Below are 21,508 nucleotides of genomic sequence, written 5' to 3'. Positions count from 1 at the left end.
CTTTAATTTTTTAAATATTGAAAATCAGCTTCCAGCGTTTTTACAGAATTCCCTCCAACAAACAGTTTAAATTCGCCTTCTTCAGCTTCCCATTTCGAATTTGCTGTATAGAACTCAATTGTTTTTTTGTTGATGGTAAAACGAACTTTTTTTGTTTCGTTAGGTTGTAATTCAATCATTTCAAATCCTTTCAATTCTTTTACAGGACGAGTTACAGAAGCAAAAACATCTCTTAGATACAACTGAACCACCTCTTTACCCGCATATTTCCCTGTATTTTTCACAGTTACAGTCACTTCTATACTACCCTCTCCAGAAAAAGATTTTTGATTTAATTCTAAATTTGAGTACTCAAACTGAGTATAACTCAATCCATAACCAAAAGGATACAGAGGCGTATTTTTTTCGTCGATATAATGTGACCAAAAAACGCTTTCAGGTTCATTCATCACTGGGCGTCCTGTGTTCTTGTAATTGTAGTAAATAGGTACTTGACCTACATTTCGAGGAAAAGTCATGGGTAACTTACCACTTGGATTATAATCACCATACAAAACCTGTGCTATCGCATTTCCGCTTTGAGTACCTAATTGCCAAGCTTCGACAATAGAAGGAATATTTTCATCAGCCCACGGAATAGCCAATGGTCTTCCGTTATTTAAAACCAATACAATATTAGTATTCACTTTATACACTTCCTCTAATAACTCTTGTTGTACTCCCGGCAAGCCAATATCAGTTCTACTTCGTCCCTCTCCTGATTGCAAACCGTGTTCTCCCAAAACCATTACCACTACATCAGCCGTTTTAGCAGCTGCAATTGCGGCAGGAAAGCCACTTTTATCTGTATTATTTATCTTTGTTTCCCAAACAAATTGCGTTCTACCTTCGGCAACATTAGCCCCTTTAACGTAAGACAATTGATTGCCTTTGTAGTTTTGCATTCCTTCAAGAACTGAAACAGCCGTTTCATCATCGGCGGCTATACGCCAACTTCCTAATGGACTTGTTTTATCATTGGCCAAGGCTCCAATCAAGACTATTTTTTGACCTGATTTTTTAAGTGGCAACAACTCTTTTTCATTCTTTAAAAGAACAATTGATTTTTTTGCCATTTCCAAAACACCGTCATGAAAAGCTTTTTTGCCAACTGTTTCTTTCTCATAATTTTCATCACAATACAAATACGGATTATCAAACAATCCTAATTCGAATTTCACTTTTAAAACTCGTCTTGCAGCATCATCAATTAGGCTTTCTTTTACTTTTCCTTCTTTTACCAATTCGGCTAAATGTGCCACATAAGCACTGGATTCCATATCCATATCTGAACCTGCATTGATAGCAATCTCAGCAGCCTGTTTATTATCCCTAGCATAACCGTGAGCAATCATTTCGTTGATAGATCCCCAATCTGAAACTACAAAACCATCAAATTTCCAATCCCCTTTCAAGATTTGTCGTTGTAAATATTTGTTTCCCGTAGCTGGTATTCCATTTAACTCATTAAATGAATTCATAAACGTTCTTACTCCCGCATCAACCGAAGCTTTAAATGGAGGAAAAACGATATTTTGCAAGGTAGACTCCCCTATATCTACGGTATTGTAATCTCTACCCGATTCGGCAAAAGCATAACCTGCAAAATGTTTGGCGCAAGCCAAAATAGTGTTCTTTGCTTTTAAATCCTCTCCTTGAAAACCTTGTATACGAGCAACAGCAATTTGACTCCCAAGATACGGATCTTCACCCGAACCTTCCATTACTCGACCCCAGCGAGCATCACGAGCAATATCCACCATAGGAGCAAAAGTCCAGTTGAGCCCTACTGAAGCCGCTTCTTCGGCAGCAATAGCCGCTGATTTTTTGATTTCAGCTAAATCCCAACTTGCTGCTTCGGCTAGCGGAATTGGACTGATGGTTTTATAACCATGAATAACATCAAATCCAAAAAGAAGTGGGATTCCCAAACGGGTTTCCTCTACTGCAATTTTCTGTAATGCCTTAATATCTTTAACTCCTTTTACATTCAGCATCGAACCTACTAAACCTTTTTTCAGGTCTTCGTATTTTTTGGCTGCTTGCCCCTCTTTGGGTGTCGGCCCAGTGATTTCCCAAAAACCGTTATATTGATTGAGTTGCCCTATTTTTTCATCCAAAGTCATCAATTTCAAAAGAGAATCTACTCTTTTCTCTAATTGATTCTCTTTTGAAAAAGAAACTTTTGGCTGGATTATTTTATTGCTACAACTGAATAGAACAATGGTAGTGACGACAAATGAAACCTTTTTTATTATTCTCATTTTCTTCTATTTTTATAATTAAAAGGCCGAAATAAATCGACCTTTTAATACTATTTATAATTCTCTATTGATACACTCTTACGTAATCAACTTCCATTGCTGATTGAGTGAAAGCAGAATCAATTGTTCCTCCAAATGTACCGCCCATAGCCACGTTTAATATCATAAAGAAATCTTTGTTGAACGGCAATGAACTATCATTCGCTACGGTATGAAACAAGACATCATCAACATAAATTTTAACAGTTGCTGGACTCCATATTGCTTTATAGATATGAAATTCAGAAGAAGCATTGGTAATGGTTTTAGTACTTCCGTTTCCATTTCCTCCAGAACGACCAGGATAATGCAAAGTACCATGAATTACATTAGGTTCGTTCCCCTTATGTTCCATAATATCAATCTCACCACAAGCAGGCCAAGTATTGGTTGCATAATCCGACCCAAGCATCCAAATGGCAGGCCAAGTACCACCACCAGCTGGCAATTTTGCTTTCACCTCAATTTTACCATAAGTAAATTTGAATTTACCCTCTGATTTCAATCTTGCTGAAGTATAACCAGACCCAACTTTTTTGGCAGTAATTTTTAAAGTTCCTCCAGAAACCACCACATTATCAGTAGCACTAGTATAGGTTTGAACTTCGCTATTTCCCCAACCGCCAGCACCTAAATCATAGGTCCATTTGGCCGTATCAGGAGCTCCATCAGTATTAAACTCATCTGACCAAACTAAATTGGTATAATCAGTTGTCGATTGTGATGGTTTTGTTGTTGTAAAAGTATGATACCAAGCAATTCCTGTATTTCCTCCCATAATTGCTCTCACTACCATTCTATTTTCGGTAAGAGACAATATCTCATAAGAACTTTGTCCTATATAGTACCCCATAAAGCCACCGTCAGAAATATTGATCATCGTACCACGTGTTTGTGTAGCTGCATTAGGATTCTTCAAAATAACAGACTCCGATGGGCTTAACGAAACTGATTTTGTTCCCGTAGCTGTATAATTCAAACATAAGTCCTCACTTCCTGAACCACCACCTACACTTAAGAAAGCAGCATTAAAGAATGCGTTTCCTCCATTATCTAAACTATACTTCAATTGACCACCTACCAATGAAAAGGTTAATACATTATCATACAAACAACTACTTTTAGCATCACCCGCTTTTTCAAAAGCTGCTGCTTGATACCAAAATCCATAGTAATTTTGAGTAGCATCACTATTATTAGGACCTACCCCTAAATGGCCTACTTCTGAAGCTGAGAAATACCATTTTTTAGAATTTCCTCCCGTTAAAAAAGTAACCGCTTCATCATCACTAAAAGTACTCAAAACCTCAACATCGACAGTTGTGTTAGTCGTAATTCCAGCCGTCCCAGAGGCAACAACTGTTACCCTATAAGTATTCACTCCTACTTTAGTAAAACGTTTTTCAAATACACCGTTAGGAGCATTCTCAGTGGTTCCGTCGTCAAAAATTAACTTATAGGAAATGGCATTATCTGCTTTCACTGTGAATTTTACTTTACCCGTACCGTCACCAACAGGAGTGGTGGTGGTTTTTCCAATAATTTCATAGGATATATTCAAATTTGAAGGAGCTGTCAGACTCCCAAAAGAATAATCATCTTTCGAGCAATTTACCATCAATAGCAATGTAAAAATGGCAATTGTATTTATTAATATCTTTTTCATCTTGTATCTTTTTAGTTGGATTGTTTTATATCGTCAAAATAGTAAGTCGTTCCTGTACCTGCGACATTGAAATCAGGGAATAAAATCACTCGATCATAGGCGTTAGCCGTATTGAAAGAAGAAGAACTCGTGAGATCAAAAGTCATTACTTGCCAAGAATTAGCTACTGTAGTTGTCCCTTGTACTTCAACAAAAACCGTTGGATTTCCGTTTCCGTCTTTTGGAGATGTTGACACTTCCATTTTGAATAATATTGTCGCTCCAACCTTAGGAGACCAAACATTCACTTTTATTTTGGTTCCTTTGGTAAAATTGACATTGGAATCCAAATCTAAACTCGCTCCCGCCCAAACTTGAGCACCAGCTGGTTTTTCGATTTTAACTACTTTACTAGAAACATTATTCCCTGTTTGATCAGGATTAGTCACTACTGAGGCTGGAATTGCACCAAAATCAGAGGCTCCAAATCCGTTCCATTTGTATGTCAAAGTAGTCGACTCAAAATCAATCGGCATTTCAATTAAGGCAGTAGGTGTTTTATAGAAATAAATATTATCAATAAAGACACTTCCTCCAGCCCAAGGCGTTCCAACAAATTTTAATTGGAAAATATCGGCTACTGTCAATCCTTGGCTAGTAAAAGCAGAAATCGGAATATCAATTGAAGTCCATTGGTTGGCTACTAAATTTTTAACTACAGGTTTTTCACCATTTGTTTTACTGATAAGTGATGTTTCAATTTTTTCCAAATCAGCAGTCCATACATCCATATGAAAGAACTCCATACCTGACACATCAATAGTTTTTCCGTCAGCTAATGCAATACCTTGGTAACTCAATTTTATATAATTCAGCATTTTATCACCGTTAAGGTCAAACTCTGTCCAACTACTTCCTTGACCAGCTTGTCCCCAATCTGGAAAATAATTGGTTCCAGTAACATCAGCATATTTTGAACTATAAATAGAAATCACATCCGAAGCTTGTCTATTAGGAGGTGTAGAAGCTGAAGTAAATGGTTTATTTACGTTTGTTACCGTGAACTCTTTGATATATTCTGTTGTTTTAATAGCAGCACTTTTAGAAACAATTCTAATTGTATATACACCTGTATTGGTATAGGTATAAGAAGCTGTTTCTCCATTATTGGCTAGAACTGGATCAGTTACTCCAGGTTCACCAAAATAAACTTCATAAAACAAAGCATAATCAGCTGTTGCTTTAACATTTACTTTTTTGGATACAGACAAATCATTTTCAATAGTAACTACTAAATTTTCTGGTGCTTTAAATGAAACTTCAACCTTTTGAGTTACCTCAGTAGACTTACCGTTAATTGTTGTTCCTATAATTTTAGCATCATAGATTCCTTCTTTATAAATATGATCCACAGTTCCTCCTGGGCTCACATAAGCAGGGACAACAGTGCCGTCTCCATAATAAATTTCAAATTGTGAAACTCCTTCTCCACGAGGTAAAAAAGTAACTTTTCCTGTATTATCCTGTGTTACGGTCGTTAAAGCCGAAATGGCTGCTGGTGCTCCTAATGCATCTAAGTCAATCAAATCATTCTCGGTAGAACAACCAAAAAATATCGACAGTGCAAAAAAGCTTATTATATGTTTTATATTTTTCATAATGCTAATTTTAATATTTAGGATTTTGATTCCAGTTTCCGTTAGAGAATTGAATTTCTTCAATAGGAATTGGGAACAATTCATTTTTACCTGCTGTAAAGCCTGGAATTTCTTGAGCTGCTTTTCCAATTCTTACCAAATCAAAGAAACGATGTCCTTCCCCTACTAATTCTACTCTTCTTTCTGCCCAAATAAAATCAGTCAAGGCATCACCTGAAGCAGTTATATCATGATTTAAGTCGCCAAATGCACGTCTTCTCACTTCATTCAAATATCCTCTTGCTTTTGCGTCATCAATATTACCTCGACGATAAGCTTCGGCAGCCATTAATAATACATCGGCATAACGAATGGCTCTGTAATTATTTGGATTTGTTAAATTCAAATCTCCTGCTGCAGTAGCGCTACGTTTTCTCGGAATGTATTTTCTATTAAAATAGCCTGTATGTTCATATCCTTGACCGAAAGTTGCTCCTGTTTTTAAAGCCCAATCATTAATATCTAAGATGGCCACATCTTTACGTTTGTCTCCTACTTCAAAAGCATTAACAATTTTAGACGTTGGCACATTAAAACTAAAACCTGAAGTAAACAAGGTTCCTGTATAGTTTCGAGGCCCATTAAATCCTACAGCTACATTACCTTCACTACATTGCAAACATCCAAATCCAGCTCCCTCAACATCAGTATATTGAATTTCAAAAACGGATTCGGCACCATTTTCTCCTTCTGCTTCAAAAATGGAGTTATAATCGGTTACTAAAGAATATTTAGACAACCCAATTAAGGTTTCAAATGTAGTCGCTGCTTCAGGAAATTTACCTTGATATAAATACGCTTTTCCTAGCAAAGCAAGTGCAGCTCCTTTGGTAGCTCTCCCTTTTTGGGAAGCCGTAGCATTCAAATTATTTGCTGCATAGGTTAAATCTGCTTCTATAGAAGCGTAAACTTCTTTAACCGAAGAACGAGGAATCGTTTTTTCGTCTCCAATTTTAAAACGAGCATCTCCTTTTAATGGAATTCCTCCAAACCACTTTACCAATTCAAAATGGTAATAGGCTCTTAAAAAACGAGTTTCGGCAATAATTTGATTTTTTCCTTCAAAATCGATTTTGTTTTGGAATTCTAAAATATAATTTGCACGATTAACTCCTGCAAACATCCAGTTCCAAACATCTCTCAAATTACTATTGACTGGCGTGTGAATCATATCATCAACTTGCTGAAAACCAATAACGTCCGTTTGGCTTTCACCACCACATAAGGTATTATCAGAAGCTATTTCTCCTAATAAAACATTAACATAGGTCGACTGTAAGCCATCGTAGGCTGCTATTAAAGCATTATCAAAATCGGTTTTTGAATTGAAATAGTTTTCAGAATCAATAGAATAAACCGGATCGCGATTTACAAATTCATCACTACATGATACAGTTAGCATTGAAAAAATGGCTACTGCTGTAATGGTTATATAGGTGTACTTTTTCATCTTAATTGGAATTAAAAATTAATATTTAGTCCTAACAAATAGGTTCTAGGAATAGGGTAAAATCCGTAATCGATTCCACCACCTATTGGAGCTCCATTAGATGCGCCTGAGTCAAAACCTTTGTATTTAGTAAAAGTGTAAAGGTTATTTACTCCAACGTACAATCTTAATTTTGAGATTTTAGCTCGCTCTGAAATGGTTGGATTCAGCGTGTATCCTAATTGGATATTTTGAATTCTCAAATACGAAGCGTCTTCAACAAAATAATCAGAGAAAACATTGTTAGCAGTAGCACCAGTGGTTACTCTAGGAACCGTTGTACTAGTCCCCTCACCTGTCCATCTGTCAAGAACATAAGTTAGACGGTTTGCATCAGATAATGTTCTTTCATAGTTACGAACCATATCATTACCTACTGAAGCAAAAGTATAGAGAGCAAAATCTAAGTTTTTGTAATTCATTTGTAAATTGAACCCCATAGTTGCTTTTGGAATAGCATCACCAATGTTTGTTCTATCATTTGCATCAATAACATTATCTCCATTTACATCTACATATCGAATATCTCCAGGGGCAGCATTGGCTCCTAAAGCAATTTGAGATGGATGTGCATCGATTTCAGCTTGGTTTTGGAAAATGCCATTAGTTTTATATCCGTAGAAATATCCTATTGGCAATCCAACTTCCATTCTTGAAGGAGAAGGTTGACCTACGCCAAATGCACCACCTTCAATAAAACCTGTTCCATTGTTTACTTCCAAAACTTCATTTTTCAAGAAGGTAACATTGTAACCTACGCTCATATTAAAGTTGTCAGAAAATTTATTTTTGTAATCAACAGAAAATTCTAATCCTGAATTTCTTACTGTTCCAGCATTCACTGTTGGTGCCGAAGCTCCGGGTGCATAATTCCCCGTGATTCCAGAAACAGGAATGTTCGGAATTAATAAATCTTTACGAGTGTCTATAAAATAATCGGCAACGATAGATACTTTGTTATTAAATAACTTCATATCCATACCTACGTCAAATTTTTGAGCTTCCTCCCATTTTAAGTCTGGGTTGGCAATTTGACCTGTAGCAGTACCATTTACTAAAGCTCCATCAAAAACATAAGTCGCTTCACCAGATAATAAACTTACATAACCGTTATTTGGAATTTGGTCATTACCAAGTGTACCGTAACTTGCTCTTAATTTCAAGAAGTTGATTTTTTTATTTTCTCCAAAAAATCCTTCATCAGATATTACCCATCCTCCTGTAAAAGAAGGAAAGTAACCTACTTTGTTTCCTGGACCAAATTTGGTTGAAGCATCACGTCTTAACATAGCAGACAAAAGGTATTTCCCTTTGTAATCGTATTGCATTCTTCCAAAATATGAAAGACGACGTTCGTCATAACCATAAGAACTATTAGTTTTTGCATCCAATGTTCCTGTTGTTAACGAAATATCCGCAAAATCCCAAGAATTGTTTGGCACATCATAACCTGTAGCAGTCAATCCATTACCCCATTCTTTAAAAATTGTATTTCCTAAAGTGGCTACAAAATTATGATCCTCACCGATTTTCTTTGTATAAGTCGCAAAAGCATCAAATGAATAGTTATTGTCATTTACAGCGCCTTGAGTAACAGAACTTCTGGTTACATCAAATACTTTTCCACCATAACTAATTTGCTGAGCAAAATTCTTTGATTTACTGTTTGAAGTGTTGAATCCCATTGAACTCGATACTACTAAACCATCTAACAATTTATATTCTAAAGCAAAGTTTCCATTTAATTTCTTGAAACTATAATCGTTGTAAGTGTTAGCAATTTGTGCCAATGGATTGATAATTTCTGTCCCTAATCCCGTTGTACTTGGTACCAAAGTAAAATTACCATTGGTATCATAAGGATTAAGAGTTGAAGGCGTATTCAAAGCATTAAATAAAACAGAACCCAATCCATTTTCATTTAATGTTTTACGCGTGAAATAAGTATAAATCACATTGGTTTTTAATTTCAAATTTTCAGACACATCTGCGTTCAAAGCCATTCTAGCAGTGTTTCTTAAGAAACCTGATTTGCTTTCACCCACAATACCTTCTTGGTCTAAATGAGAACCACTAACCGCATAAGTTACTTTGTCAGAACCACCTGAAATAGACATATCATGATTGATTATTGGAACACCCGTACTTAATACTTCGTTTTGCCAATTTGTCCCTTTTCCTAAACCACTTACATTAGTATAAGGCAACGTTTTTCCTCCATTTGCATAGCTTTCGTTCAAAAGCAATGCATATTCAGTAGCGTTCAAAAGGTTTAATTTATTGGCAGCTTCCTGAAAACCTAAATAGGTATTATAAGAGATTCTTGATTTTGAATTCTTTTTTCCAGATTTAGTGGTTACTAAAATGACACCATTGGCCCCAATTGTTCCATAAATAGCTGCTTGTGCATCCTTTAAGACTGTAATAGACTCAATATCATTAGGGTTTAATAGTCCTAGTTCTCCCACATAACCATCAATAATCGTTGTTGGACGGTTTTCACCATTGGTAGCAATACCACGAATACGAATATCCAAAGCAGCACCTGGCGAACCCGATTGCGTAGTTACATTCACCCCCGAAACGGTTCCTTGTAACGCTTGTTCTACTTTAACAGGTTTAAGAGTCTCTAGTGTTTTACTATCTACAACCGAAACTGCTCCTGTTACTTCTCTCCTTTTTTGGCTACCGTAACCTATAATTACAACTTCTTCTAAACTTTTAGCATCTTCTTGCATTGTAACAGTCATTGCATTATTGGTTGCCGTTACTTTATATTCAAATGTTTTATACCCTACATAAGAAAAAACAACAATACTTCCCGACGGAACTCCTTTAAAAGAAAATTTTCCATCAAAATCTGTTGACGTACCTTTAGTAGTGTTTTTAATCTGAATGTTAACTCCAGGTATAGATAACCCAGAACCCTTTTCTTTTACAATTCCTCCTATATCAAAACTTTGGGCAAAACCTAAAGTAGAGAGAAATAGAAAAATCGTTAATAGATAATTTGACTTCATATAGTTTGTTTTTTAGTGAATTATAAAATTAGTACGTTAATATTCAGATTCATCAAAAATAACCCCTACAAAAAACATACAACACAATAAAAACCTATTATTTATAAAAATATCACAATAAAACCCTGTAAATACTACTGTATCTGTTTTGTATAGTTTTGTTAAAAAACATAAAAAAACCACAACATTTCGTTAATGTTGTGGTGTTGTATAGTTTTTTGAAGCAGTTGAGAGCCTAACTATACAGCGAGGATATACTCAACAAGGCCTTGTTCATGCGATAAATCCATTTTTTTACGTAATCGGTACCTTTTTATCTCCACACTTCGTACTGAAATATTCAACAAAGGAGCTATTTCTTTTGATGATAGATTCAATCTCAAATAGGCACATAGTCGTAAATCATTAGGTGTTAATGAAGGGTGTAATTCTTTTACTTTTTTCAAAAAGTCCTTATCTGTATTATCAAAGGCTTCCTGAAAAACATTCCACGCATCATCTTTGGTTATATTTTTATTAATCGTTGAAATTACCGACTTGATACTTCTGTTACCGCTTTCTGCTGTTTTCTTTAAATCCTCTTGTATAAAAGCTAGCAATTCATTTTTACTATTCAAACTCATCGTTGAAGCAGCTAATTCTTTGTTAATGGAATCAACATCTTGTGAAAGTTGTTCGTTTTTAAGACGCATCATTTGTTGTTCATTTTCTAGTTCTTTGATTTCCAACAACAAATTATTCTCGGCAATTAATTTATCTTCTTTTCTCTTATAATATTTCTTGTATTGTTTGTGAATTAACCTAGCCGACACCAGTAATAAGATGATATATATAAAAATGGCCAAATTAGTTCCGTACCAAGGTTTTAAAATGGTAAAAGAATATACCTCTGTATTTTCTAGATTAGAATTAGCAAATTTAGATTTCACTTTAAACACATAATGACCTGATGGTAAATTCTTGAAATTTACATATGATTTTGTACTCCAATCACTCCAATTGTCTTGAAAACCTTCTAAAACATACTGATATTCAGGATTAATGTATTTATTGTATTCTGGTACAGTAAAACTAATACTAACATTATTTTCATCGTGATTAAAAACGCCCTTTTCTAGAATTGCATTATTATGAATGCTACCATTCAATGCACTTTCCATTACACCTGTAATAGAGACTTTATAATTCTTGAAAACCAAATCATTAATATTCATCGTATAATAACCATCCGTGGTTCCAAAGAAATATTCGGAACTTGATAATTGCGAAATATTCTCATAGCCAAGCATTGAATTGGTTAATGAAGCAGGAATAGGAATACTGTTTTGTTTGAGTTGGTCACTCAACTTGGTAGCCGCATAATAACTAGTATAGTTTTTTGAAAACAGCCAAATTTTTCGGGAATCATCTACTATCATTTTACCAGAAGTATACTCATCCTTTTCAAATACAGAACTCAACAAAGCATCTTTCTTAAATTCTTTCGTTTTTGGGTCTAACTTAAACACCCCTTTCTTATAGGCATAGTATATGGCATCATTAAATTTGGCTAAGCCAGCATTTTTTCCCTTAGTAGGGGATTTATAAGTGATGTATTTATTAACTTTTTGAAAATTATTATCTATTTCCAATCTAAAAACGCCTTTATATTCATGACTAACATAAATTTCTGAAGCATCATTGGTGATCTCAAAAAACCTTGATGAATAATCAAATCGTTGTAATTTATTTCTAAAACGCCATTGATTATCAATTTTTTCCAAAACAGAAATACCATAATAATTCCCTTGTAATAGTAGATTTTTATGACCTGGAACTCTTTCAAATTTCCAAGTTCCAGAATTAGAAAAAATAGTTTGGATTATTCCATTCTTTACAATAAATGTACCTCTATCGTGTCCACAAAATAAGGTTCCGTCATATACAAACAATGACCAAACTTGCCCTTTAGTACCTTTAACCAACTGAAAATCTTCATTGCTTTGGTACTTTTTGTAAAATAATCCTTGATTAGTTCCTACATACAACCATTCCCCAAAAAGTTTAGAACTATAAACTGTTCCTAGAACCCCAGATTCATCTACAAAACTTTGGATAGGTGATTCCAGATTGATACAATTAATTCCATTATCCAAACCAATCCAAAGATTTTTTTCTGCATCTTCAAATAATGACAAAGCGGTATTATTACTCAACCCTTTACGCTGAGAGATATGGTATTCTTTTTTTCCTTCTTTTGATAAAATAAAAATTCCATTTGAAACGGTACCTATCGCAAATCCCCCACCCGATAGAGATTCACAACTATACACACTACTAGCTAGTAATGCTGTATCGACTTCCGTCACAAATCTTGACAACTTATTTCCAGATAATTTATAAAAACCATCCGTCTCTGTTAGTAGTAACAATCCATCCTTTATGGTAAAAACATTTACAATTTTATTATTTTTCAACAATGAATGATTTGAAACCAATCTGCTTTTACCTCCTTCAATTTCATACAAGCCCTTATCATAAGTTTGATAATAAATAGCATTTGCTGTTCGACACGACTTTAAAATACTCGTACTAGGGGCTATAATTTTAAACTTCCCTGTTTTGGAATCATAGATATAAATTCGATTTAAGGACTGAAAGATAATCCATTGATCAAAATTCAAGATATTCCAAAACTGCTCATCATCTAATATGTGTTTTTTAATAGAACTACTCAATGAATAATATTTTAAAATACCATCTGTTTTTCGTTTCCAATACCCAAACTCCATATAGCTACCAGTATAAACCTTATCACCAATAACTTTCACAGAGCGGATGATGGTTTCATTTGGCGAAGGATACAATTGCCAATTAGAACCATTAAATTCTAGTAATCCTTCATTATTTGCAAAAAACACAAATTTATTTTGGTCTTGTGAAATCATCCAGTTTTGATTTCCAGCGCCATAAATACTAGGTGCGTATTTTACAATTGGCGGTAACTCTTGTGAAAAAAGAGAAAAGGACAACAGTAGGTATAAAAAAGTAAATTTCGTTTTCAATTTTATTTGTTTTTGGATAATGTAAATTTAAAACTAAAAACAGTTCGTTTATAAAAATGCTATACATATTAACTATACAACCAAAAAATATATTACTTAAGCCATAATAAGAACGTAAAAGAACTAAAATTAGGAATTGTTCACCCTCTTTTCTCTGTTCAAAATGCTTACTTTTGTGCAAATTGATTTTTTATATGCAAGTTGACTTATCTACTCTGGATCCAAAGAAAAACATCATTATCAAAGGCGCACAAGTACATAATTTAAAAAATGTAGATGTTGCCATTCCTCGTAATAAATTAGTTGTAATTACTGGACTTTCGGGTTCGGGGAAATCGAGTTTGGCTTTTGATACTTTGTATGCCGAAGGACAACGCCGTTATGTTGAAAGTTTATCATCCTATGCACGTCAATTTTTGGGTCGATTGGACAAACCTAAAGTAGAATACATCAAAGGAATTGCACCTGCTATCGCTATCGAGCAAAAGGTAAACACGACTAATGCTCGGTCAACTGTAGGAACCTCAACAGAGATTTACGATTACATCAAATTATTATATGCCAGAATAGGACGAACCTATTCGCCTGTTTCAGGAACAGAAGTCAAAAAAAACACCGTTACCGATGTTATTAATGATGTCAAAAACTTGGAACCAGACAGCAAATGGTTGCTGCTCGCCCCTATTCATCTTGAAGAAGGAAGAGCTTTAGAGCATAAACTCAATGCTTTATTACAGCAAGGTTTTGCTCGTATATTAGTCAATAACGAAATGGTTCGCTTGGACGAAATTGACCAGCATTCATTAGACAATAAAGACATTCTATTAATTGTTGACCGAATTGTAGTCAAAGACGAAGAAGAATTCTACAATCGTCTTGCTGATGCCGTTCAAACCGCTTTTTTTGAAGGAAAAGGCATTTGTTACTTACAAGAACTCAAAACCGATAAACGTTTATCCTATTCCAATAATTTTGAATTAGATGGCATTACGTTCCTAGAGCCAAATGTGCATTTATTCAGCTTTAACAATCCTTACGGAGCTTGTCCTGTGTGCGAAGGTTACGGAAACATCATTGGTATTGATGCTGATTTGGTTGTGCCTAATACTTCTTTATCCATTTATGAAAATGCTATTTTCCCTTGGCGTGGCGACAGTATGAGTTGGTATCGTGACCAATTAGTCAACAGTGCTTACAAATTTGATTTCCCTATTCACAAACCTTTCTTTGAGCTCTCAGACGAACAAAAAGAACTGATTTGGATAGGAAACAGCCACTTTGAAGGATTAAACGACTTTTTCAAAGAATTAGAAGCTAAAAATTATAAAATACAAAACCGTGTGATGCTTTCCCGTTACCGCGGAAAAACCAAATGTACCGCCTGTAAAGGAAAGCGTTTGCGTATCGAAGCATCATACGTAAAAATCAATAATAAAACGGTATCCGAATTGGTTGATTTACCGATTCAACATCTGGTTGATTTTTTCAAAAACTTAACTTTAGACAAATACGAACAGCAAATCGCCAAGCGTTTGCTCATCGAAATCAACAACCGCCTGTCATTCTTGACCGAAGTAGGTTTGAGTTATTTGACTTTAAACAGAAACTCATCGACCCTTTCAGGAGGAGAATCGCAACGCATCAACTTGGCAACTTCATTAGGAAGTAGTTTGGTAGGTTCTATGTATATTTTGGACGAACCTAGTATTGGCTTACACCCAAAAGATTCGGAGCGATTGATCAAAGTTTTGCTATCCTTACGTGATTTAGGTAACACCGTAATCGTCGTAGAACACGACGAAGACATCATGAAAGCGGCCGATATGATTATCGACATCGGTCCTGAAGCTGGAACTTTTGGAGGAAATCTAGTAGCGCAAGGTACTTATGACGAAATCCTAAAATCAACTTCGCTTACCGCTAAATACCTCAATGGAGCACTCGAAATCGAAGTTCCTAAAAAACGACGTTCTTTTAAGAATTTTATCGAAATTATAGGTGCTCGCGAGAACAACCTGCAAAACATCAATGTCAAATTTCCGCTCGATGTGTTGAGTGTAATCACAGGTGTTTCTGGAAGTGGAAAAAGTACGTTGGTCAAAAAAATATTGTTTCCAGCCATGCAAAAAAAGCTGGACAACGCAGGTGAAAAAGCGGGTCAGTTTACCGAAATCAAAGGCTCTTTCTCCCACATCAAGCATATAGAATATGTAGATCAAAACCCTATTGGGCGTAGTTCCCGTTCGAATCCTGTGACGTATATCAAGGCCTATGACGATATCCGAGATTTATTTGCCAAAGAAAAACTATCCAAAATACGTGGGTATTTGCCTAAACATTTCTCATTTAACGTTGATGCGGGTCGTTGCGAAACTTGTAGCGGTGAAGGAACCATCAATGTCGAAATGGTCTTTATGGCCGATGTGTCATTGCCATGTGAAACTTGTAATGGCAAACGCTTCAAAAAAGAGATTCTCGAAGTCCAATTTGAAGGCAAAAGCATCCACGATATTCTAACACTAACCATTGATGATGCGGTCGCTTTTTTCGAAAAAAACAAGCAAGCCAAAATCACCCAAAAGCTAAAACCCCTTCAAGACGTAGGTCTGGGCTATGTGCAATTGGGACAGTCCTCCTCTACTCTTTCAGGTGGGGAGGCGCAGCGCATCAAGTTGGCATCCTTCCTAGTTAAAGGTGCCACTAAGGACAAAGCCTTATTTGTCTTCGATGAACCCACAACTGGATTGCATTTCCACGATATCAAGAAACTCATGGCTTCCTTTGATGCTTTGATCGATAAAGGACATTCGATTCTAGTCATTGAGCACAACCTCGACCTCATCAAATGTGCCGATTGGATCATCGACCTCGGTCCTGAAGGTGGCGAAAACGGAGGACAACTCCTAGCCGAAGGAACTCCCGAAGAGATAGTAAAAAGCAAAAAATCAGTGACAGCGATGTATTTGAAGGAGAAATTATAGCGTTTTAGTGCACAAAGTTGCACTAAATATAAAAGGTTAGTTAATTTTCATTTTAGATTGCTAATATTTCAAAATAGTGCGTTTATTGAGGAATAAACAAAAAATCAAAAGGAAAATTAAATAATTAGTTACTTAACTCACTAAACGGATAGCAGGTATTTTTGCTTTTAATTTTTTCTCATTATTTGGAATCACAAGTGTGACTACTGTTCCTCTGTTTAAGCTACTATTAACCCTAATCAGACCGTTCAATTTCGTCACACACTTTCTAGTAGCAAACAAGCCAATACCTGAACCCGAATTTGAATTATTAGCTTTATAAAAAATCTTAAATAAATTCTTTAAGTGTTTTTCATCAATTCCTATTCCATTATCTTTTATTATAATTTTCGCATTTTTTGAATTTGACGACAATACTATCTTAATACTTTTGGAATTTAAACTATTTTTTTGAAATCGTATCGCATTATCAATTATGTTTAAAAGTACATTACTCACAATCAAATTATCGGAATAAAAATCATTTTGAAAATTACTTTCAACCTCAAACTTAATTTGCTGAAAATTAGGCAAATGACTTAGGCATTTTATTGTTTCTTGAACTAAAGACTCTAAATCAATTTTTTCATATTGTGTTTTCACGTATCGAATGGAATTAATATAGATAAGATTCAAAAGTATTTTATCTAATTTTTGAGCCTCCAAACGAATATGATTTACTACATTATTACTATCTATTCCATCCTTTTCGGTGATAACATTTAAAAGACCCAAAATGTTAATTATTGGATGCCTTAAATCATGTGAACTTTTATATGAAAATGTTTGTAATTCATCTTCTAGAATTACTTTTTCAGATTCATTTGTAATGATAAGACCAATTCCGTCATTTAATTTAAAAATCTTAATCGTTAAATCTAAAGCACCAATTTTTGGATGAGCAACATAATCTTCAATAACGACACTTTCTCCCGTATTTAATACCTTTGACAATATTTCGAAAAACTTACTTCCAACAGAAAAGCTTGGCAATAAAACACTAATATTTTGCCCATAAATATACTCTCTACTCACTTTGAAAGTTTCAAGCGCTGCATTATTAACTTCAATCAAATTAAATTGACTGTCATAAACGACAAAAATCTCATTGGATTTATTAAAAAACTCTTTGTAATAATTCAAATTTATTGATTCCATAAGCATTCAATTTAAAAATCAATCTATACCAAATTTCATTATACTATTCCTATTAGTATTTATGTTTGACACAATAAACCAAAGATAAGTTTTTTACTTACAATAAATAAAAAAAGCGTAGTATTTTTACATCAATAAAAAATGAAATCGTATTGTTAAAATTTCACTAACTTTTCAATTAATAACACCTTGTAAAACAAGTATTTGCGAAATAATTCAAAATCTTTACAAAGAACAATAAATTGATCGCTTGCAAATGCACAAAGGTTAGCGCAGATATTCATCTGTACCCGCAACAATAAGCAAATAACAATTGAAAAATCTTTATAGAGGCACATACGGAGATTGCTTCACTTGTTCGCTTTCGCTAGAGTCCTCCTATCGTCGGGAAGACAAGATTGGGGTTACTGGATGTATTGTACTTGACAAAAGACAAGATTGGGATTACTAAAACTAAAACTTCGTGAATCTTTTTATTTTAACTTTGTGATATAAGTCCTCACTACAAATAAAAATGGGTGTAAATTCATTTAATCTCTATCATCCGTGTTCCCTCACACAACAAGCGGTAATTTAACTCCCAATTAAATCAATATAAGAAATACAATTTGTAAATTTGTATTTCATTAAATACAGCTATACCCATGAGCACCTTAGAGTTAAAACAAGAACTACATGAAATTATAAATAACGGAGACGAAAAATTCGTTAAGCTATTTTATGACTTGGCAAAAAAATATGTTGCTCAAATCAAAAAAGACAAAATGATTGCTGAGTCTGAAGAGGATATTAAAGCGGGCAAAATCCATAGTCAATCTGAGGTTCAAAAAATGATTGAAAGTTGGAAAGCATAAGCAAACCTGTTTATTGGACCGCTAGGGCTATAAAAGACTTAGAAAAAGTTACCCGATTTAATGCAATGCTTTTCAACTTCACTAAAGCAATTCAAATTGCAACAGAAATAAGACAAAGCACCGAAATCTTAGAACAAAAGCCATTCAAGGAAATAGGAGCCATTGATGAAGATTTTGTACATCTTAAATATGAATATCGTAAATTGATTCATCATCATTGCAAAATAACCTATAGAGAAGGTAAACCAAAATTTACATCAATAGAGTTTTCGATACAAGACAACGACCTTCTAAAAACAAATAATATAAATTCTGGGGTTTCACTTTAACGAATCCGTTTCATCCGCGTCCCATCACGCAACAATAAGTAAATAAGTTCCCCACCCCTTCTCACAGCGACTGAAAGAATTTTAAAATCTGACTCAATGCCTCTTTTAAATCATTAGGCAATTCAGCACTTTCATAAGGATGTGAAGCCCCAAAAACATGGTTGGCTTCTTCAAAAACAGCAACCGTACAATTAGATAGGTTTTTAACTAGATTAACTTCCGTTACAGGAACCGCTGGATCTTTAGCTCCTTGGAGAAATAAAAATTTTCGTTTATCAGCTTTCAGTAAGTTTCTGATGTCCAATTGCTCTTTTATTTTTTGAGTGTTTTCCGCCAGTTGATAATACATCGGCATTTTTTGATTCGTTCTTCCGTTAACGACGTATTTCACACCTTTTTCCTTCCATTGTTTGTCATTTACTTTTCCGTAACGGCTTAGAGGATCCAAAACTCCCGCTAAGGTTGCACAGGAAACAATCTCTTGATGCGCTAAACTGTAGGCTAATGCCGTTGCTCCTCCTTTAGAATGTCCTATCAAAAATACTTTTTCAAAATCCAAGCAAGTTGCAAAATCTTCTTTTTTGAGTTGTTCTAATACAGCACCAATATCGTAGATTTCTTTTTCAAAATTGTTATTCCCAAAGGCCTCTAAGTCCACAAAATCCATAGGATGCTCAGGAGAAGTTCCGTTATGCGAAAAATTAAATTTCACAAATTGGAATCCGTTTTGCGCAAAATAATGTGCCATTAAATGAAAAGCACCCCAATCTTTAAAACCATTAAAACCATGGCAAAAAACAAGTAGAGGTTGTTTTTGATTTGGAGTATATTCAATGTCATACCCTGCTGGTTTTCCTTCGGCGCCTATGTATATTCCTTCTTGTTTCATTTCCCCTTATTTAAGTGACAAAGATACTATTTATAAAATCTCGTACTAGTTTGCAACGACAACAACTTAAACCCAAAATCCACATTAGGATTTTTTCAGGTAGACAAGTCTATGTTCCAGTGCGTAAACTAGGTTAAATTTAAAAATCAATTATAAGGTTTACAATGTTGTATTTCAAACGATATGTCTAACCCAAAACAATCAGAAAACTAATAATCCATCTGTTATTGCATTTTGCAGCTAAAAGGAACGAATTCTTTAATTAAATCAAATGTTAACATATCAGCATCACACGACAAAACTGGTATTTCAAAAGGTTTCAAACCCTTAAATCCTTATCATAATACTGAATTTGGCTTAAAAAAAGCTACAAATACAACTGTCAAAAACAAAATAACCTTTTATTTTACCTACATCCCCTTTTTTTATACCCGAATAAACAACTACCTCTGTCTTAATTTTGTACCAATAAATAACAAAAAATAAAAAAAACAGATGGATATTACAAAAGAACAAATCATTACCGCTTTTCAATCTAGACATGCTACTAAAGAATTTGATGCTACTAAAACAATCAGTAGCGAGAACATAGAATACATTCTAGAAACAGCTCATTTATCACCAAGTTCATTTGGATTCGAACCTTGGCATTTTATTGTTGTACAAGACAAAGAATTAAGAGAATTATTGAAACCCGTAGCATGGGGAGCTCCTTTGAAACTAGACACAGCTAGTCACTTTGTTTTAGGATTAAGCATGAAAGCCTCTATGACTAAATGGGATTCTGAATACATTATGCATATGATGAAAGACGTCAAACAATTGCCTGAGGATGTGATCGAAATCTATTCAAAATTTTACAGAGAATTCCAAGAGCGTGATTTTGCATTGGATACTGATAAAAAATTATTTGATTGGGCTTCTAAGCAAACGTATATTGCTTTAGGAAACATGATGACATCGGCTGCTTTAATTGGAATTGATAGCTGTCCTATTGAAGGGTTTCATCAAGAAAAAGCAGAAGCTTTACTAAAAGAAAAGTTTGGAGTCGATACAGACAAATATGGCCTTTCGTATATGGTTGCTTTTGGGTATAGAAAAGAAGAGCCTGCTTTTGCTAAATCTAGAAGAAATAAAGAAGAGATTGTTAGTTGGAAATAATACAATCATGAAAAACATACTCATCACTGGAAGCACGGACGGTCTAGGAAAACTAACTGCACTAAAACTGGCAAAAGAAGGACATACCGTTCATATTCATGGGCGAAGTGATGCGAAAGTAACAGCTATCCTATCCGAAATAAAAGCACTTTCTGGAAATGATAAGAGCAAAGGATATGTAGCTGATTTCTCGGACTTAGAAGCAGTTTCAAGAATGGCTGTACAAATCAATACCGAAATCCCTGTTATTGATGTATTAATCAATAATGCTGGTGTTTTCAAGAGCAAAACAAGCGTCAACAAAGACGGTTTAGATATTCGGATGGTAGTCAATTATTTAGCTCCTTATTTGTTGACCAATGCTATTTTACCCGTATTGAAAAAATCTGACAATCCAAGAATTATTAACTTAAGTTCAGCAGCACAAGCACCCGTATCAGAAACGGTTTTAACGGGAAAAGAACAAGTTTCAGAAAGTGAAACCTATGCACAAAGCAAATTAGCGCTTACGACCTGGAGTTTTGAATTGGCACAAATAGAAAAGAACATTGTTGTTATAGCCGTAAACCCAGGGTCATTGTTAAATACTAAAATGGCGATAGAAGCCTATGGCCAACATTGGTCACCAGCTGAAAAAGGAATGAATATCTTATTTGAATTAGCTATCAGCGAAACGTACAAGGATAGTTCTGGAATTTATTTTGATAATGACAAGGGTGAAGACAAAGGACATATTTCGACCGCTCATCCTGATGCTTATAATACTTCAAAAATTAAAAGCTTGATAACATTAACTAAAAGTCTTGTTGCCAAATATTAATTATACCAAACAACATTCTCTCGTGAGCCCTGATAGTAGC

14 protein-coding genes are annotated in these 21,508 nt (G+C 34.6%); 6 read left to right on the top strand and 8 right to left on the bottom strand.

The genetic code is table 11. The annotated features are described in order from the left end of the window. Nucleotides 1-2: 2 nt before the first annotated feature. From bglX to SLW70_RS07785, 6 genes are all read right to left on the bottom strand, one after another. A complete protein-coding gene (gene bglX / locus SLW70_RS07810) occupies nt 3-2,303 on the bottom strand; it encodes a beta-glucosidase BglX (RefSeq protein ID WP_320891544.1) in 2,301 nt (766 codons plus the stop codon). Between the two features lie 64 nt (nt 2,304-2,367). Further along, on the bottom strand, nt 2,368-4,008 hold the full coding sequence (locus SLW70_RS07805; RefSeq protein ID WP_320891542.1) for a family 16 glycosylhydrolase: 1,641 nt from the start codon (nt 4,006-4,008) through the stop codon (nt 2,368-2,370). Nucleotides 4,009-4,019: 11 nt separating this feature from the next. After that, nucleotides 4,020-5,645 (bottom strand): hypothetical protein, encoded by a 1,626-nt coding sequence (locus SLW70_RS07800; RefSeq protein ID WP_320891541.1) that lies wholly within the window; start codon nt 5,643-5,645, stop codon nt 4,020-4,022. A 10-nt stretch (nt 5,646-5,655) separates the two neighbouring features. After that, complete coding sequence (locus SLW70_RS07795; RefSeq protein ID WP_320891540.1) at nt 5,656-7,134, bottom strand: RagB/SusD family nutrient uptake outer membrane protein; 1,479 nt, start codon at nt 7,132-7,134, stop codon at nt 5,656-5,658. A gap of 11 nt (nt 7,135-7,145) precedes the next feature. Further along, a complete protein-coding gene (locus SLW70_RS07790) occupies nt 7,146-10,193 on the bottom strand; it encodes a TonB-dependent receptor (RefSeq protein ID WP_320891539.1) in 3,048 nt (1,015 codons plus the stop codon). Between the two features lie 239 nt (nt 10,194-10,432). Beyond that, nucleotides 10,433-13,237: a triple tyrosine motif-containing protein gene (locus tag SLW70_RS07785; protein WP_320891538.1), complete on the bottom strand. Its 2,805-nt coding sequence runs from the start codon at nt 13,235-13,237 to the stop codon at nt 10,433-10,435. Nucleotides 13,238-13,431: 194 nt separating this feature from the next. On the opposite strand from SLW70_RS07785, the gene uvrA reads away from it, so the two are divergent. Next, nucleotides 13,432-16,218 carry an excinuclease ABC subunit UvrA gene (gene uvrA, locus SLW70_RS07780; RefSeq protein ID WP_320891537.1) on the top strand — a complete coding sequence of 929 codons (2,787 nt, stop codon included), beginning with the start codon at nt 13,432-13,434 and terminating at the stop codon, nt 16,216-16,218. A 132-nt stretch (nt 16,219-16,350) separates the two neighbouring features. On the opposite strand, the gene SLW70_RS07775 is transcribed toward uvrA, so the two are convergent. After that, nucleotides 16,351-17,415, bottom strand: a complete 1,065-nt coding sequence (locus SLW70_RS07775) for an ATP-binding protein (RefSeq protein ID WP_320891535.1) — start codon at nt 17,413-17,415, stop codon at nt 16,351-16,353. Between the two features lie 313 nt (nt 17,416-17,728). On the opposite strand from SLW70_RS07775, the gene SLW70_RS07770 reads away from it, so the two are divergent. The 3 genes from SLW70_RS07770 to SLW70_RS07760 all read left to right on the top strand — a co-directional run bounded on the left by SLW70_RS07770 (nt 17,729) and on the right by SLW70_RS07760 (nt 18,598). Then, entirely contained in the window at nt 17,729-17,866 is a 138-nt protein-coding gene (locus SLW70_RS07770) for a hypothetical protein (RefSeq protein ID WP_320891534.1), read from the top strand. A 193-nt stretch (nt 17,867-18,059) separates the two neighbouring features. Next, nucleotides 18,060-18,269 (top strand): hypothetical protein, encoded by a 210-nt coding sequence (locus SLW70_RS07765; RefSeq protein WP_320891533.1) that lies wholly within the window; start codon nt 18,060-18,062, stop codon nt 18,267-18,269. Beyond that, entirely contained in the window at nt 18,257-18,598 is a 342-nt protein-coding gene (locus SLW70_RS07760) for a type II toxin-antitoxin system RelE/ParE family toxin (RefSeq protein ID WP_320891532.1), read from the top strand. The genes SLW70_RS07765 and SLW70_RS07760 overlap by 13 nt, the downstream gene beginning before the upstream one ends. A 61-nt stretch (nt 18,599-18,659) precedes the next feature. Here SLW70_RS07760 and SLW70_RS07755 read toward each other — a convergent pair whose 3' ends face one another. Beyond that, nucleotides 18,660-19,487 (bottom strand): alpha/beta hydrolase family protein, encoded by an 828-nt coding sequence (locus SLW70_RS07755; RefSeq protein ID WP_320891531.1) that lies wholly within the window; start codon nt 19,485-19,487, stop codon nt 18,660-18,662. 495 nt (nt 19,488-19,982) lie between these two features. Here SLW70_RS07755 and SLW70_RS07750 point away from each other — a divergent pair, with 495 nt between their 5' ends. Together SLW70_RS07750 and SLW70_RS07745 are read left to right on the top strand one after the other, a co-directional pair. Beyond that, nucleotides 19,983-20,648: an NAD(P)H-dependent oxidoreductase gene (locus tag SLW70_RS07750; protein WP_320891530.1), complete on the top strand. Its 666-nt coding sequence runs from the start codon at nt 19,983-19,985 to the stop codon at nt 20,646-20,648. A gap of 7 nt (nt 20,649-20,655) precedes the next feature. Continuing rightward, the gene (locus SLW70_RS07745) at nt 20,656-21,468 is read left to right on the top strand and encodes an SDR family NAD(P)-dependent oxidoreductase (RefSeq protein ID WP_320891529.1); all 813 of its coding nucleotides are present in this window, start codon (nt 20,656-20,658) and stop codon (nt 21,466-21,468) included. Nucleotides 21,469-21,508: the final 40 nt, after the last annotated feature.

It is taken from the genome of Flavobacterium sp. NG2 (assembly GCF_034119845.1).
Lineage (GTDB): Bacteria > Bacteroidota > Bacteroidia > Flavobacteriales > Flavobacteriaceae > Flavobacterium.
The sequence above is the reverse complement of the archived record's forward strand: the minus strand, read 5'-3'. Positions and strand labels throughout refer to the sequence as shown.

Excerpts from the sequence above, each read along its gene's own strand:
- bglX (WP_320891544.1), bottom strand. The coding sequence starts at position 2,303 with ATGAGAATAATAAAAAAGGTTTCATTTGTCGTCACTACCATTGTTCTA.
- SLW70_RS07805 (WP_320891542.1), bottom strand. The coding sequence starts at position 4,008 with ATGAAAAAGATATTAATAAATACAATTGCCATTTTTACATTGCTATTG.
- SLW70_RS07800 (WP_320891541.1), bottom strand. The coding sequence starts at position 5,645 with ATGAAAAATATAAAACATATAATAAGCTTTTTTGCACTGTCGATATTT.
- SLW70_RS07795 (WP_320891540.1), bottom strand. The coding sequence starts at position 7,134 with ATGAAAAAGTACACCTATATAACCATTACAGCAGTAGCCATTTTTTCA.
- SLW70_RS07790 (WP_320891539.1), bottom strand. The coding sequence starts at position 10,193 with ATGAAGTCAAATTATCTATTAACGATTTTTCTATTTCTCTCTACTTTA.
- uvrA (WP_320891537.1), top strand. The coding sequence starts at position 13,432 with ATGCAAGTTGACTTATCTACTCTGGATCCAAAGAAAAACATCATTATC.
- SLW70_RS07775 (WP_320891535.1), bottom strand. The coding sequence starts at position 17,415 with ATGGAATCAATAAATTTGAATTATTACAAAGAGTTTTTTAATAAATCC.
- SLW70_RS07765 (WP_320891533.1), top strand. The coding sequence starts at position 18,060 with ATGAGCACCTTAGAGTTAAAACAAGAACTACATGAAATTATAAATAAC.
- SLW70_RS07755 (WP_320891531.1), bottom strand. The coding sequence starts at position 19,487 with ATGAAACAAGAAGGAATATACATAGGCGCCGAAGGAAAACCAGCAGGG.
- SLW70_RS07750 (WP_320891530.1), top strand. The coding sequence starts at position 19,983 with ATGGATATTACAAAAGAACAAATCATTACCGCTTTTCAATCTAGACAT.
- SLW70_RS07745 (WP_320891529.1), top strand. The coding sequence starts at position 20,656 with ATGAAAAACATACTCATCACTGGAAGCACGGACGGTCTAGGAAAACTA.